Origin of the sequence: Geomicrobium sp. JCM 19038, from assembly GCF_000698125.1 — a bacterium.
In the GTDB taxonomy this organism is placed as follows: Bacteria; Bacillota; Bacilli; order Bacillales; family Marinococcaceae; genus Geomicrobium_A.
Map to the genome: position 1 here is coordinate 62,537 of NZ_BAXA01000016.1, position 14,131 is coordinate 76,667.

12 protein-coding genes, 4 tRNA genes, 1 pseudogene and 1 other annotated feature are annotated in these 14,131 nt (G+C 41.8%); of the genes and pseudogenes, 14 read left to right on the forward strand and 3 right to left on the reverse strand.

All coding sequences use genetic code 11. From position 1 onward, the window contains the following. Window positions 1-7 precede the first annotated feature (7 nt). The 7 genes and pseudogenes from modA to JCM19038_RS17270 all read left to right on the forward strand — a co-directional run bounded on the left by modA (window position 8) and on the right by JCM19038_RS17270 (window position 7,277). A complete protein-coding gene (gene modA, locus JCM19038_RS17235) occupies window positions 8-763 on the forward strand; it encodes a molybdate ABC transporter substrate-binding protein (protein WP_042420421.1) in 756 nt (251 codons plus the stop codon). Next, the gene (gene modB, locus JCM19038_RS17240) at window positions 763-1,422 is read left to right on the forward strand and encodes a molybdate ABC transporter permease subunit (protein WP_042420424.1); all 660 of its coding nucleotides are present in this window, start codon (window positions 763-765) and stop codon (window positions 1,420-1,422) included. The genes modA and modB overlap by 1 nt, the downstream gene beginning before the upstream one ends. Window positions 1,423-1,701: 279 nt before the next feature. Then, the gene (locus JCM19038_RS17245; RefSeq protein WP_042420425.1) at window positions 1,702-3,357 is read left to right on the forward strand and encodes a thiamine pyrophosphate-binding protein; all 1,656 of its coding nucleotides are present in this window, start codon (window positions 1,702-1,704) and stop codon (window positions 3,355-3,357) included. Beyond that, a complete protein-coding gene (locus JCM19038_RS17250; RefSeq protein WP_042359794.1) occupies window positions 3,350-3,730 on the forward strand; it encodes a carboxymuconolactone decarboxylase family protein in 381 nt (126 codons plus the stop codon). Before JCM19038_RS17245 ends, JCM19038_RS17250 begins: the two co-directional genes overlap by 8 nt. Continuing rightward, window positions 3,730-4,098: a hypothetical protein gene (locus JCM19038_RS17255; protein WP_042420427.1), complete on the forward strand. Its 369-nt coding sequence runs from the start codon at window positions 3,730-3,732 to the stop codon at window positions 4,096-4,098. Before JCM19038_RS17250 ends, JCM19038_RS17255 begins: the two co-directional genes overlap by 1 nt. A gap of 533 nt (window positions 4,099-4,631) precedes the next feature. Next, window positions 4,632-5,374: pseudogene (locus JCM19038_RS23950) on the forward strand (methyl-accepting chemotaxis protein). Window positions 5,375-5,716: 342 nt separating this feature from the next. Continuing rightward, window positions 5,717-5,970 (forward strand) — a binding site (T-box leader). A gap of 62 nt (window positions 5,971-6,032) precedes the next feature. Further along, window positions 6,033-7,277, forward strand: a complete 1,245-nt coding sequence (locus JCM19038_RS17270) for an MFS transporter (RefSeq protein ID WP_042420431.1) — start codon at window positions 6,033-6,035, stop codon at window positions 7,275-7,277. Here the strand turns inward: JCM19038_RS17270 and chrA are convergent. Beyond that, on the reverse strand, window positions 7,240-8,418 hold the full coding sequence (gene chrA, locus JCM19038_RS17275) for a chromate efflux transporter (protein ID WP_042420433.1): 1,179 nt from the start codon (window positions 8,416-8,418) through the stop codon (window positions 7,240-7,242). The two genes, JCM19038_RS17270 and chrA, sit on opposite strands and share 38 nt — an antisense overlap. A 252-nt stretch (window positions 8,419-8,670) precedes the next feature. Here chrA and JCM19038_RS17280 point away from each other — a divergent pair, with 252 nt between their 5' ends. Continuing rightward, window positions 8,671-10,368 carry a transglutaminase domain-containing protein gene (locus JCM19038_RS17280; protein WP_042420435.1) on the forward strand — a complete coding sequence of 566 codons (1,698 nt, stop codon included), beginning with the start codon at window positions 8,671-8,673 and terminating at the stop codon, window positions 10,366-10,368. A 28-nt stretch (window positions 10,369-10,396) separates the two neighbouring features. Here JCM19038_RS17280 and JCM19038_RS17285 read toward each other — a convergent pair whose 3' ends face one another. Further along, window positions 10,397-11,422, reverse strand: coding sequence for a PLP-dependent aminotransferase family protein (locus JCM19038_RS17285; RefSeq protein WP_307190056.1), 1,026 nt, complete (start codon window positions 11,420-11,422; stop codon window positions 10,397-10,399). Further along, a complete protein-coding gene (locus JCM19038_RS25160) occupies window positions 11,419-11,802 on the reverse strand; it encodes a winged helix-turn-helix domain-containing protein (protein WP_307190057.1) in 384 nt (127 codons plus the stop codon). The genes JCM19038_RS17285 and JCM19038_RS25160 overlap by 4 nt, the downstream gene beginning before the upstream one ends. Window positions 11,803-11,923: 121 nt before the next feature. On the opposite strand from JCM19038_RS25160, the gene pdxS reads away from it, so the two are divergent. From pdxS to JCM19038_RS17315, 6 genes are all read left to right on the forward strand, one after another. Beyond that, window positions 11,924-12,811, forward strand: coding sequence for a pyridoxal 5'-phosphate synthase lyase subunit PdxS (pdxS, locus tag JCM19038_RS17290; RefSeq protein WP_042420437.1), 888 nt, complete (start codon window positions 11,924-11,926; stop codon window positions 12,809-12,811). Beyond that, window positions 12,811-13,392, forward strand: coding sequence for a pyridoxal 5'-phosphate synthase glutaminase subunit PdxT (pdxT, locus tag JCM19038_RS17295; protein WP_042420439.1), 582 nt, complete (start codon window positions 12,811-12,813; stop codon window positions 13,390-13,392). The genes pdxS and pdxT overlap by 1 nt, the downstream gene beginning before the upstream one ends. 216 nt (window positions 13,393-13,608) lie before the next feature. Further along, window positions 13,609-13,685, forward strand: a tRNA-Arg gene (locus JCM19038_RS17300). Window positions 13,686-13,724: 39 nt separating this feature from the next. Further along, window positions 13,725-13,801 (forward strand) — tRNA-Pro (locus tag JCM19038_RS17305). 22 nt (window positions 13,802-13,823) lie between these two features. After that, a tRNA-Gly gene (locus JCM19038_RS17310) sits at window positions 13,824-13,897 on the forward strand. A gap of 10 nt (window positions 13,898-13,907) precedes the next feature. After that, window positions 13,908-13,984 (forward strand) — tRNA-Ile (locus JCM19038_RS17315). The last annotated feature ends 147 nt before the right edge of the window (window positions 13,985-14,131 follow it).

Below are 14,131 nucleotides of genomic sequence, written 5' to 3' on the forward strand. Positions count from 1 at the left end.
GGCAGCTATGAGATGGAAATTAGGTTTCGTGAGCGCAATGCTTTTGCTTACTGGCTGCGACGAGGCATCAGACGTAGACGAGGAAACCCCTGAGATCTTTATGATGGCAGCAGCGAGCATGACAGATGCGGTTAATGATTTACAAGATTTATATAAAGAAAACCACGATGTTGAATTTGTCGTTAATTATGGTTCTTCTGGTCAACTTCGGCAACAGATCGTACAAGGCGCACCTGCAGACGTATTTCTATCGGCATCCTTGGGCGATGTTGAGCGACTAGAAGATGAGGTTGAAATACATTCATCGGTTCGGTTAGTAGAGAACCAGTTAACACTCATTTCGACACCGGGTGCTGAAGAGCAGTTGGATGACTGGAGTAGCTTAGCTGATGCGGAGCTTCAAAATATCGCAATTGGACAGCCCGATACAGTTCCAGCAGGTCAATATACGATGGAAGCGTTAGAGAATGAAGCGTTATGGTCAGCAGTTGAGCCAAACGCCGTATATGGTTCTGATGTCAGACAGGTACTCACGTACGTTGAAACAGGCAACGCTGATGCAGGATATGTATATCATACCGATGCACTAACTTCTGAAGATGTAGTTATTATTGATCATGCACCAGAGGGGTCACACTCACCGATTGTCTATCCAGTCGCACAACTTACTGATGGAGAGGCGACAGAAGATTTTTTTGAGTGGTTACAATCAGATGAAGCCATTGCGGTTTTTGAGGACTATGGATTTCAAGGTGTGAAGTAATGTTTGAAACGTTTTGGACACCGATCATTGTTTCTCTTCGTGTCGTAATTGTAGCAAGTATTCTTGCATTTTTACTTGCGTTGTTCTTTGCATGGTTTTTAAAAAAGAGGCAATTTAAAGGGAAACTCTTCGTAGAAACGGTATTGATGTTGCCGCTCGTGTTGCCTCCGACCGTTATTGGGTTTGGTTTACTCGTCGCCTTTGGCAGAAATAGTTGGGTTGGACAATGGTACGAAGCGTTATTCAATCAACCGATCGTCTTTACATATATTGCGGCAGTGATTGCAGCAGCAGTTGTTTCCTTCCCGCTCATCTTCCAGATGCTCGTAAATGGGTTTGAAGGTGTTGATGATGAACTCGAGGCGGCAGCCCGGCAAATGGGAGCATCGGAATGGCAAGTATTCTGGCACGTAACACTACCGATTGCATGGCGATCCGTTGTGACAGGCTACATGTTAGGGTTCGCACGTGCACTAGGGGAGTTCGGTGCTACGATGATGTTTGCAGGCAGCATTGTCGGAGTTACGCAAACTTTACCTGTGAGCATTTATCTCGCTGTAGAAACTGGCAATACAATGATGGCGTATTATTGGGTCATCTCAATTGTAATTTTTGCGATGGTTCTCTTAGGGTCGGTTCAGCGATTAAAACGTGCATAAAAAAGTAGACTTTCAAAGAGGAGGAAGTCTACTTTTTGTTGTAGACGATACGTGTATTTGTGATTTATAGCGAACTAATATTCATAAAAATTTAACGAATTGATACATTCTTACATCCTATACAAGCTATGCAACCATTCTATCTCGTTTCGTCACGAATAATTCGAAAATCTAAAACTTAGGTACTTTAACTTGTCGTAATTTGACCGATATAGAAGTAGTATAAGCAGTATAAGAGACAGACATTAGCATTTAGTATAAATAAAATGGAGGGCAACTATGCCTAAAGTATCAGAAGTTATAGCGAAATTTGTAAAAGATTTAGGATGTCATCAAGCATTTGGTGTTCCAGGTAAACCAATCTCACCACTCATCTTTGCGATGGATGATCATCAAGTAGAATTCATTCTTGCGAAACATGAGACTGGTGCAGGATATATGGCTACAGGCTATGCGCTTGAAAATGAAACGATTGGAGTGGCAATTGGGACGTCTGGTCCTGGAGGCACTAACCTCATTACTGCTGCTGGCCAAGCTCAAGCGTTTAATGCGCCAGTATTATTTCTAACAGGGCACCCACCGCTAGAAGAATCAGGTAGAGCTTTATGCCAAGACTCTAGCGCCTTCGGCGCTGATCTTGTAAATCTATTTCGTCCAGTGACGAAGTTTAGTGCAAAAGTAGAAAATAAACAAACGTTAAAACGGTACTTGCATCATGCGATTGAACAAGCGTTAACGGGCGCAAAGGGCCCTGTTCACTTATCAATACCAATGGATATATTGCTAGAAGAAAGTGAGTATTTAGATGTGTCAGATGCTGTCGTACAGGACACTTTGATCTCTAGTAATTTAACAGAAGTGATGTCCAAATTAGAAAACGCAAAACGTCCAGCAATCTTAGCAGGGAAAGGTGTTCACATCTCCCGGGCTTACGAGGAACTCGAAGCGTTCGCTACTTTATGTAAAATTCCGGTCATGACGACGCCAGGTGGAAAAGGGACATTTAAGAGCAATCATCCGTATTCACTTGGAAGCTTTGGGCTCGGTGGTTCTGAAGTGTCATTGCAATACGTTAACGAAGGAATCGATGTGCTTGTTGTAATTGGTTCTAAGCTTAGTGACATGTCCACAGCAGGATTTCGAGCTGATAATGAACCAAAGACCGTCATTCAATTTGATCTTGAGCCTACCTTTGTCGGAAAGTCATTATCTGCAAAAACGTTATTCGTACAAGGCGATGCAAAAAGGAACTTAAAAGAATTACTGAAATCCCAACCTTCAGTTGAAGTTGATCGGGAACTACCATCCTATGAACTAGATGTACCAGAACTTCCTGAGCATACAGAACGTCTTGCGGCAGGAAGAGCGATTGAGGCTATCCGAAAAGTGCTTCCTGACGAAACGGTCATCTATGGGGATGATGGCAGCCATACGTTTTATGCAATTAAGCACTTTGAGATTAAACAACCGGGTACGTTCTACTTTGATGACGTATTTGGTGCGATGGGTCATGCTATTGGACTTGCGATTGGCGCAAAAGCGGCAAACCGAAATAAACCGATGGCAGTGTTCACTGGAGATGGTTGTCTAATGATGCATGGCACCGAACTCTCTACCGCAGCGAGTGAGGACTTACCAATTCTTTTCTTTGTTTTTAATAATGGAATGCACGACATGGTTGATAAAGGAATGAAGAATTTAATTGGACGTTCTGTTGGATCAACATTCAAAAAGGACATGAACATTGCAGATTTTGCAATTTCTTTAGGGTGTCATGGGCATCGTTGTTACACGGAGGATGATGTTGCACAAGCGACGAAAGCGGCGCTAACAGAGGCATCAAGCCCAACGGTTATTGAATTAATGGTACGTCAAGATGAAGTACCTCCAACTCAACTACGTGATCAAATGAAAGGGTTGAATCAACATGGATAAAAATGAAGCAGGATGGAAGCAAATTGAGGAACTTGCAGGAGAACGTGGCATTCAATCTATGAAAGCAGCGGAAGAATTCTCTCCACGCCTTGCGCGCCTTGCAGTAGAGTTTGGTTACGGTGATGTGTATGCAAGTGATGCATTAACGTTAAAGCAACGTTCGTTAATTACGTTGTCTTCATTAATAACACAAGGTGATCCTGGAACAGGTCTATCATATCATTTTCGGGCGGCACTTCGGATTGGTGTGACGAAAGAAGAGATTCTTGAACTGATTAACCATTGTACGGCTTATGCAGGATTTCCAAAATGTATCAATGCGTTGTTTATTTTTAAAGAAGCCTATGAAACTTACGAAGAGGAGAACAAATAATGAAAAACATAGAATTGAAAATTGAAGGTAACGTCTTGCACTTCAAATACCTAGAAATGGCAACTACGGTTGAAGAAGCAAAAGAACAAGCAGACTATGTAAAAAGTGAGCTCATGAAGCCAACGGTCCGTTTTTTCCTTAACGACAATAGTGAAATTAATCAAGTGGCAAAGCCAGAAGTAAATGAAGTCTGGGGAGAGCTCATGGGTTGGGTCTCTCAAAATATCGAGAAGACAGCAACGATTGCTCCAGGCGCAACGTTAAAAATGCAGTTAAATCGATTATCAAGAACGGCAGGAACGTATGAGCATGTTCGAGCGTTCACAAACAAGGAACAAGCGTTAGCGTTTATCGGTTCCACAAATTAAAGCAACGAGTAGGGGTGGACGGAATGTCTAACAAGAAGACAACATACCAGATGCTTGTGAAGACTGTTACGCTCGTTTCTGTTGTAGCCGTAATGGTTCCTGTGTTAATTATATCGATTACAGCAATCGCAAGTCCGAGAATTCAAATTGCAAGCCCTTGGTTTTGGATCGGTATTGTAGCGAGTATCGTGGTCGTAACGGGCGTTGCACATCTACTAGCGAAACGTTTCTTTATGCCTTTTCATCAAATGGAAGAGGTGCTAAAAGGTTCAGCGTCGATGGCTAGTTTTAGAAAAGATAGTGATCATCCGATCGACAAGCTGCTATCACAGCTTTATGAAAAGAATCAAGCACATGCAAAAGAATCGAAAGATCAAGCGGTGCAAACGTCAGAGGTTGCAGCACAATTAGAAATCTCAACGAGCGAGACAAGCCAAGGAATTGAAGAGATTTCAGCGACGATGCAACAAATCTCTGCGGGTAATGAAGAACAATTAGGTTCGATTCGAGAAGTCAATGGCTATACCGACGGGATGTTATTTAGCTTGCAAGAAGTTACGGAAAGCACAAAATTTGTCGTTGATGCTTCTAAGTATGCCATTTCTAAAACAGATGACGGCAGACAAGCTGTAGAAGATATTACGGAGCAAATGAGTGTTATTGGTGATGGGGTACGACGTTCAAGTGAAGTCGTTCAAAAGCTTGGTGTGAAAACGGATCAGATTACAGAAATTCTAAATCTCATTCGTGGCATCTCAGAACAGACGAATTTACTTTCATTGAATGCTGCAATTGAAGCGGCAAGAGCTGGTGAGCACGGCAAAGGTTTTCAATTGTTGCGGATGAGGTTAGAAAGTTAGCTGATCAAACGAATGGCGCGACTGAACAGATTGCAACGCTTATCGAAGAGATCGGTGCAGAAAGTCGTCACGTTGTAGAAGTGATTGAAAGCGGCATCCAGTCTGTTGATAAAGGAATGAACATGAACCAGCAATTAACGACGGTGTTCCAAAGTGTTCAAGATAACGTTGTGGAAGTGGATGATATCGTTCAAGATGTCAATGCAGCAATCAGCGAAGTGACAACGAATATGAATGAAGTCACAAATCATATGCGGAACCTGTCATCAATTGCAGAGCAATCAAATGACGGTGTCCAAAGCGTAGCTGCAATCATTGAGCAGTTAAGTGCAACGATGCAACAAGTCGCTTCTTCAGCAGTATTATTGTCAGGTACAGCAAGCACATTACGAGATCGAATGAATGAAGCAAGTTAAAAAGCGATAAAGTGTAATTATAAAGTAGTGAAGAAGCCTTGGTTCTGTAACCAAGGTTTTCTTTTTTCGGGTCAGGTCTTGGTGGTGGATGTTTATGAGCATAAGTCTCATAAGGGTGGGATTACTACTTCCGTGTGGAGTATTGAAATGATGTATGAGGGGATATTGCCCTTGATCGAAGGTGAAATTAATAAAAACCTCATATGCTATTTTTTCGAGTGGAGTATTTCCTGTTGAAGTATTTTTTCACTAAAGCTGCAATTCATGCTTTGTTAATTTTAAATTTTTAGAACAATATCTTTACTCTATAAGGGGTTAGCGTTACACTAATAAGAAATTTTAGTAAAGGCGTTGAAGAGAAGAGTAAGCATGGAATGGATGGACAGAGACCTCTGGGAGCTGAGAAGGAGGCATCGTGAACATGTTGAAGCAAGTCTCGGAGCTTTGCATCGGATTCTTCGGATGATAATGCAACGGGATCTCCCGTTATAGAGATAGGGTATCGCTAGGTTAATTCATGTAGCCGTACTTGAAGAGGTCTTTGTAGCGATACATCGACAAACTGGGGTGGCACCGCGATTCGACTCGCCCCCAAGACGACAATCTTGGGGGTGAGTTTTTTCGTTTCATGACATCATGAAGAAAGGTGCCGATTCACATGTGGAAATATGCGATGTTGTTATTACTAAGTTTAGGGGTTTCAAATATTGGTGGTTGGGTATATTTAATTGCACTGAATTTAATTGTGCTGCAAGAAACCGGATCACCGTTCGCTGTCGGCTTGCTTTATATTATTGCGCCAATCGCTGCCCTACTTACAAATACTTGGTCTGGCAGTCTCATTGATCATGCGAATACTCGAAGGTTGATGATTGTCCTTGATGTGATTCGGGCTGTGCTTATTATCATCATTCCACTGTTGCCTTCGATTGTATTTATTTACTTCTTTGTTCTACTGATTAACTTGGCAAACGCGATTTCAGCACCAGCTTCAGCTGTATACATTACGAAGTTAATCCCAAAGGATAATCGTCAACGATTTAATGCGTTGCGAGGATTTATTTACTCATCTGGGACGATGTTAGGCCCAGCAATCGCAGGAATCCTTTTCTATGTCGGTTCTCCGTATATAGCCATTTACTTGAATGGAGTTGCATTGTTGCTTTCGGCAGCATTGCTATTGTTGCTACCCGTTGTGGATGCACCGATTGAACGTGTAAAATCAACACGCCGGTTAGAGCAAATTCAAGCAGACGTCAAAACGGTTGTCTCTTATTGCAAACGTTCCGCCTATGTTTTTTACGTCTATGGATTATTTGTTCTTGTAACGGTGTTCATGACTGCCATTGACTCCCTTGAAGCGTCGTTCGCTAAACTAGAATTAATGCTCAGCGATGCTGAATATGGATTTTTACTTAGCTTCTTTGGGATTGGCATCATTGTCGGTTCGCTAATCAATGTTCGCTTTGCGAAATCCTTGAAGGTAGAAACGTTAATTGGTTATGGCACCGTCATGACAGCGGTGGCTTATGTGACGTTGTATGTCGCTACAGATCAAGTAGTAGCAATCATTGGTGTTACACTTATCGGTTTTTTTGTGACCTTCCTCAATACTGGCTATTTAACGTTTTATCAAAATGCAGTTCCTACATCATTGATGGGAAGGTTTATCAGTTTATTTGGCTTTTTAGAAGCGCTAGCCATTATCTTTTTTACCGTCATCTTTGGGATTATGGCGCATACCATTGGTATTCGACTTGTAGGCCTTGTGGGTTCTGTTTTATTTTTCGCTGTAGGAATTGTTGCGATTCATGTTACGAAACGAAAAAACGCCACCCCGGAGTACGAAATGACGAATCGATGGACTATGAATAAAACAGTGTTCCTAAAACGATTCCTGTAAGAACGATCACCCAAGGTGGACGTTTCCAGTACATGAGCATAAAGAAAAGAAGTGCAGCAATTGCAAAATCAAAGCCACTTTGCACACTTGTTACCCAGATCGGATGGAAGAATGCCGAAATTAAAATTCCAACGACGGCTGCGTTCACACCTAGAAAAGCACCACGTAATTTCTCATGATGACGAACGCTTTGCCAAAATGGCAGCACACCGAAGATCAGTAAAAACGCTGGTAAAAAGACGGCGACAGTGGCAAATAAACCACCAAGACTTCCGGCGATAACAGTTCCGATGTATGCAGCAAACGTGAATAACGGACCTGGAACGGCTTGAGCAGCACCATATCCTGCTAGAAATTCATCAGCAGAAATTAATCCAGTCGGTACAAATTCGCGCTCGAGCAACGGTAAGACGACGTGACCTCCACCAAAGACGAGTGCGCCTGCCCGGTAGAACCGATCGAATAAGTCTAGCCACATTGAGCTACTGACTTGTGCAAGAAGTGGAAGGCCGATAAGCAATACAACGAACAACGTTAAGCAAGCAGCACCAAATCGTTTGCTTAACGGAAAGCTTGTCGTTTTCGTCTGTTCTGCTGGATCGCGAAACATGACAAACCCAACGATTGCAGCGAGGGTAATGACGCCTACTTGTGCGAGTGCATGGGGAATTAAAACCGTAATCATGAGGGCAATAAGTGCAATCGTTTGTCTAGATAAATCAGGCGTTAAATTTTTCGCCATGCCAAGGATGGCGTGTGCGACAACAGCAACAGCAACAAGCTTTAGACCATCAATAAAGCCAGCATCGGTTAATCCAAACGTACTTGCAAACTGAGCGAAGAGAATGAGCAACAAGACAGAAGGCATTGTAAATCCGAGGAATGAAAGGAAGCCGCCGATAACGCCTCCTTTTATCACACCAATGCCTATACCAACTTGGCTGCTGGCAGGTCCGGGTAAGAACTGACAGAGCGCAACGAGATCAGCGTAGCTTTTCTCATCTAACCATTTCTTCCGTTTTACATATTCTTCATGAAAGTAACCGAGGTGAGCAATTGGACCTCCGAATGAAGTAAGTCCAAGTCGTGTAGAAATAAGAAAAATTTGTAGCAGATTCTTGAGTTGATTCAGAGGGTTCACCTACTTTACGTGAGTATTCTATTAACATTACGTAGAATACATGAATAGAAGGAATAGAACAATGAAATCGCGAAACTTACTTTATTAACTTTTCGTAAAGATAGTACTTATAGCGTAGTGAATCTCACAAACTTCATAAAACAAGGGGGGAACCTGTTACCGTAAAAGTAATTAGCTTATAAATCCTATAACAAGGAAGCGGTTCATGAATAACGTATTAGGTTTGTAAGTGTTGCGTGACGGGTGGCTGCGATGTGGAAGCACTTTCGAAGATTAGTAGCTGTAGTCGGAATCATCGGTTTATTGAGTAGTTGTGATTCGACAGTAGATGAATCAAAGGAAAACTCAGATCAAATAGAAGAACAAGACGCTGATGATGTTCAAAAATTGAGTGAAGCTCATGGAATTGATGTATCATCTCTTTCAATGACAAGGTTTGGAGATGAAGTTGGTCTTACATTTCAAAGTCCGAAGTATTCATCCTTTGCTACAGAAGGGACATTAACGATTGAAGGTAACGTATCACGACACGAACAGCTTGCTGAAGACTATGTTTGGATTCAATTGATATCATTAGCGAATAAAGATGATGTGTTTAATTATTATGCAACGTTTGATGAGAGTGGCAATTTTGAGTATGACGTGAAGTTCCATTATGGAGCAGATGAATATGAAATTGATATTTACGCGCCGAGTGATCAAGTAGGTGAGGAAGGTCAATTTTATGAAGGGGCATCGATGACTGTACTTAATGTAAATGATGAACGTCAACGCGAGATTGAATACACCCCACTAGGTTTGGAGAATGATTTAAGCTTTGTTGCCCCTTTGGATGGGTTTCTGGAAGCAGATCGGAGTGTCGTTGTTCAAGGAACGGTGAATAATGAACGTGATGATGAGCTGCTTTTAATTCATGTTACTTACGAACAAGATCAAGAAGAGTTTCTAGTACCTATTAACAACCAATCCTTCGAAGAAGAAGTTCCTCTGCAATTCGGAGAAGGGGAGCATAAAATTACAGTGTTGCTCGACACAGGTGATGATGATCTCTATTATGAGGCAGCCTCGTTTATTGTGAATCGCACAACAGATGAGTCGTTAATCTCAATCGACCATTTTGATCAATACTATGAGCGAGGAGTAACACTTGAAGCTCCAGCAGTGACGGATCTTTTATACTATGAAGGACAAGAGTACGAGATAGAAGGTACCATTGACTCCACGATCGTAGGTAGTGAAGACATTAGCCATATGATCGTGACGACTGAACATGAATCTGGGGTTGAAGCGCATTATTATGTGCCTGTAGAAGACTATCAATTTAAAGGAATGATCTACTTTCGGTTTGGGGAAGGGGAATATGACGTAACTGTAAGTGTCCCCGATCCATACGAAGAAGGGGAAAATTATTTCGTGTTCTATGGGACATCGCTGTTTACTCATAATGTAGAAGGTGCAGAAGATTTAAGGAGTCTTTTGCCTTCGGTTGGTATTGAGTCGGATGACCCGGTCATTATTTCTCTAGCAAATCAATTAACTGACGGAATTGATAACGACCGTGATCGCGCAAAAGCAATTTATGATTATGTTGCAACGACGATCGCTTACGACGTAGATAAATTAGAGAATAACGCATTTGAAATGGATGATAGTGCAATAAAGACATTAGAAACGAGACAAGGGGTTTGCCAAGATTATGCGTTTTTAACGATTGCGCTTTTACGTGCATTGGATATGGAAGCCAATTATGTGGCGGGAGTTACCTCAACGGGTGAACGTCACGCTTGGGTTGATGTGTCTGTTGATGGCGAATGGCTTGAAATGGATCCAACGTGGGGAGCAGGATTTATCCAAGACGATGAATTTCACTTTCAATACAACCCTGATTATTTTGACCCTGATTCAGCTTTTCTAAGTGAGACACACACGAGAGAAGAGATTATTTATTAAAAGAAGCTGATTATAACGAATCAGCTTCTTATTTATATTCGTAGTTCCATGCGAGTAAAAGTGTTTGTAAGGCTTCTTTTAACTCATCTTCTGGTATACCCGCAAATCCGAGTACAATCCGTGGAGGATTAGACGGTTCAGAGCTAACGGTGTATCTCGATAGTGGATAAACGAGAATTTGATGAGATAGAGCTGTATCAACGAGTTCGGTTTCTGTCATGCCATTCGTAATGACGAGTACGACATGTAAACCAGACCGTTCTCCTATAATGGTTAGGCTATCTTCATAAGGTTTTAGTTCTTGCAAGACAATGTCTAATTTACGACGATAAATTTTTCGCATACGATTTAAATGTTTAGCAAAGTCCCCTTGTTTCATGAACTCTGTGAGGACGACCTGGTCAATGCGAGAAACCGTTGAATGATAAAACGAAAATACTTCTTTGTATTTCTTTAGCAGTTCATTCGGTAATACCATATAACTGATTCGAGCAGAAGGAATTAAAGATTTGCTAAATGTCCCGAGATAAATAACTTTACCGAAATGATCCATGCTTTGTAAGGACGGAATCGTTTTCCCGCTATATCGAAATTCACTATCGTAATCGTCTTCTAAAATATAGCGGTCTCGTTTTTCATTTGCCCATTGAAGCAGCCGCTTTCTTCGATTAATGGACAGTACCGTTCCATACGGAAAATGATGTGAGGGTGTTGTACAAATGACATCAATTGATGAGTCAAGTATTGAATCAACGACGATACCTTCTTCATCAACTGTAAGCGGTACGTACTGATTGGCACTATTCGTTAGCAGGTTACGCATTAATTGATATCCAGGATCTTCAACACCGTATGTTTTTGAACGCCCAATTAATTGAAAGAGTTGTTGCATGAGCACTTCAATCCCCGCACCGACGATAATTTGTGAAGGTTCACAAGTGACACCTCTTGAGTGACGCAAGTAGTGGGCAATCTCTTCTCTAAAAGTTAGTTCCCCTTGATGATGACCGAGCAGAAAAAGATGAAGATGATCATGATCTAACGTATCCTTCATATGTTTTCGCCAACGGTCAATTGGAAAATGATAAGGTCAATGCGTGTTGGGTGAAAGTCATAGCGAATCTTCTCATCAATGAGCGGTTCTATGGAACCAGCTTCTTTTTTAATGTCTATGTATTCGAGGTTTTCGTATGCTTGTACGAAGAAGCCCTTTCTAGCGACAACTTCAACATACCCTTCAGCTACGAGCTGTTCGTACGTACTTTCTACAGTATTTTGACTAATCTTTAGGTAATCAGAAAGCTTTCGTTTTGAAGGCAGTTTTGTTCCATACATTAGTGCGCCACTGACAATTTCCTTTTTTATATGTGAGTACAGCTGTTCATATAGCGGTATTTCACTTTCACGATCTAACGAGCACCATAAGATTTCCATAATAAACTCCTTCCATCTACATCTGACACCATCAAAAGATTAGAAACTGACACTTTTAATCATATCAGATGTTACTTATACTAATGAAAAAGTCATAACAGTTCAACAAAGGAGTGGGAAAATGGAGAAGAAATTAGGGACAGATCGTGTAAAGCAAGGGATGGCGCAAATGCAAAAAGGTGGCGTCATTATGGATGTTATCAATGCGGAGCAAGCAAAGATTGCTGAAGAAGCTGGAGCTGTAGCGGTTATGGCTCTGGAGCGAGTACCTTCAGACATTCGTGCTGCAGGTGGCGTAGCTAGAATGGCAGACCCAACAATTACCGAAGATGTATTAAATGCTGTATCGATTCCAGTAATGGCAAAGGCAAGGATTGGACATATCGTAGAAGCCCGCGTCCTTGAAGCGATGGGTGTCGATTATATTGATGAAAGCGAAGTTTTAACACCAGCTGACGAAGTTTATCATCTAAATAAACGGGAGTTTACTGTACCATTTGTATGTGGGGCACGTGATTTAGGCGAAGCAGCAAGAAGAATTGGAGAAGGAGCTTCAATGATCCGAACAAAAGGTGAGCCAGGAACGGGCAATATCGTTGAGGCAGTTCGACACATGCGAAAAATGCAAGCTCAAATTAAGCAAGTGATGCACATGTCTACGGATGAGCTAATGACTGAAGCAAAAAATATCGGTGCACCGTACGAACTTTTACTTACGATCAAAGAAACGGGTGAATTCCCTGTCGTTAACTTTGCTGCTGGTGGTGTGGCTACTCCTGCGGATGCGGCACTCATGATGCAACTTGGTGCAGACGGTGTATTCGTCGGATCAGGAATTTTTAAATCTGATAATCCTGAGAAGTTTGCGCGTGCAATCGTTGAAGCGACAACACATTATACTGACTACAAATTGATTGCAGAGCTATCTAAAGATCTCGGTACAGCAATGAAAGGAATAGAAATCTCAAACATTGCTCCAGCTGAACGTATGCAGGATCGTGGTTGGTAATGGTTGCAATAGGTGTTCTAGCTTTACAAGGTGCGGTTGAAGAACATGTTCGTTTTCTTGAAAAAAGTGGAAGTAAAGCCGTGCGAATTAAATGGCCAGAACAATTACAAGACATTGATGGGTTGATTATTCCTGGTGGGGAATCAACAACAATGAGAAAGCTCATTGATCAATATGAATTTCTTCAACCTCTTCAAGCATTTGGTGAAAGTGGTAAACCAGTGTTTGGAACGTGTGCTGGAATGATTCTTATGGCAGAGCGATTATCAAATGACGAAGAATCCCATCTTGGTTTCATAGATATGACAGTAGAACGGAATGCATTTGGACGGCAGAAGGAAAGTTTTGAAGCTATAGTGGAAATCAAAGATGTAGCTGTCGATGTAGAAGCCGTTTTTATTCGCGCGCCACTCGTTCAAGAAGTGGGACATCACGTAACTGTGCTCAGTGAATATGACGACACGATTGTCGCTGTTCGTGAAGGGAATTATCTTGCTTGCTCGTTTCACCCGGAACTCACTTCAGATTATCGTTTGCACGAAGCTTTCGTTCACATGGTAGAAGAAGCCGTTCAAGGTTGAGGTCATATACTCAACCTTGAACGGCTTTTCTTTGTTAACCTTAATTGCAAGAGAGTTTATATATAATAAGAAGAAAGTAGAATACCAAAACCGATCTATAATAAAAAATGAATCGAATTTAGAAAAGGGGGTTGCACTTAGTCCAAATCCTATGCTATATTAATTCTTGTCGAAACGGACAACAGCACGACAGCAACAAACGACATAACATACCATGCGCCCGTAGCTCAATTGGATAGAGCGTCTGACTACGGATCAGGAGGTTAGGAGTTCGACTCTTCTCGGGCGCGCCATTTTTATTGATTGACTTACTTATAACCGTTTAATCTTTACGGGAAGTAGCTCAGCTTGGCAGAGCACTTGGTTTGGGACCAAGGGGTCGCAGGTTCAAATCCTGTCTTCCCGACCATTTTAAGACCTTAACTTTATATGCGGGTGTAGTTTAGTGGTAAAACCTCAGCCTTCCAAGCTGATGATGTGGGTTCGATTCCCATCACCCGCTCCATCTTACAGATGGGCCTGTAGCTCAGCTGGTTAGAGCGCACGCCTGATAAGCGTGAGGTCGGTGGTTCGAGTCCACTCAGGCCCACCATCTAAAAAACTAGTAAATTAAGTATTGACTCTAGTTAATAGAATATGGTATATTAGTTCTTGCGCTTGAGAGATCAGCGCGAAACACACTGGAAAAAGAATCAAAAAAGTTGTTGACACAACGAATTGACAGTGGTAAGATAGAAAA

Coding starts and splice junctions, on each gene's coding strand:
- modA (WP_042420421.1), top strand. CDS start 8: ATGAGATGGAAATTAGGTTTCGTGAGCGCAATGCTTTTGCTTACTGGC.
- modB (WP_042420424.1), top strand. CDS start 763: ATGTTTGAAACGTTTTGGACACCGATCATTGTTTCTCTTCGTGTCGTA.
- JCM19038_RS17245 (WP_042420425.1), top strand. CDS start 1,702: ATGCCTAAAGTATCAGAAGTTATAGCGAAATTTGTAAAAGATTTAGGA.
- JCM19038_RS17250 (WP_042359794.1), top strand. CDS start 3,350: ATGGATAAAAATGAAGCAGGATGGAAGCAAATTGAGGAACTTGCAGGA.
- JCM19038_RS17255 (WP_042420427.1), top strand. CDS start 3,730: ATGAAAAACATAGAATTGAAAATTGAAGGTAACGTCTTGCACTTCAAA.
- JCM19038_RS17270 (WP_042420431.1), top strand. CDS start 6,033: ATGTGGAAATATGCGATGTTGTTATTACTAAGTTTAGGGGTTTCAAAT.
- JCM19038_RS17280 (WP_042420435.1), top strand. CDS start 8,671: ATGTGGAAGCACTTTCGAAGATTAGTAGCTGTAGTCGGAATCATCGGT.
- JCM19038_RS17285 (WP_307190056.1), bottom strand. CDS start 11,422: ATGAAGGATACGTTAGATCATGATCATCTTCATCTTTTTCTGCTCGGT.
- JCM19038_RS25160 (WP_307190057.1), bottom strand. CDS start 11,802: ATGGAAATCTTATGGTGCTCGTTAGATCGTGAAAGTGAAATACCGCTA.
- pdxS (WP_042420437.1), top strand. CDS start 11,924: ATGGAGAAGAAATTAGGGACAGATCGTGTAAAGCAAGGGATGGCGCAA.
- pdxT (WP_042420439.1), top strand. CDS start 12,811: ATGGTTGCAATAGGTGTTCTAGCTTTACAAGGTGCGGTTGAAGAACAT.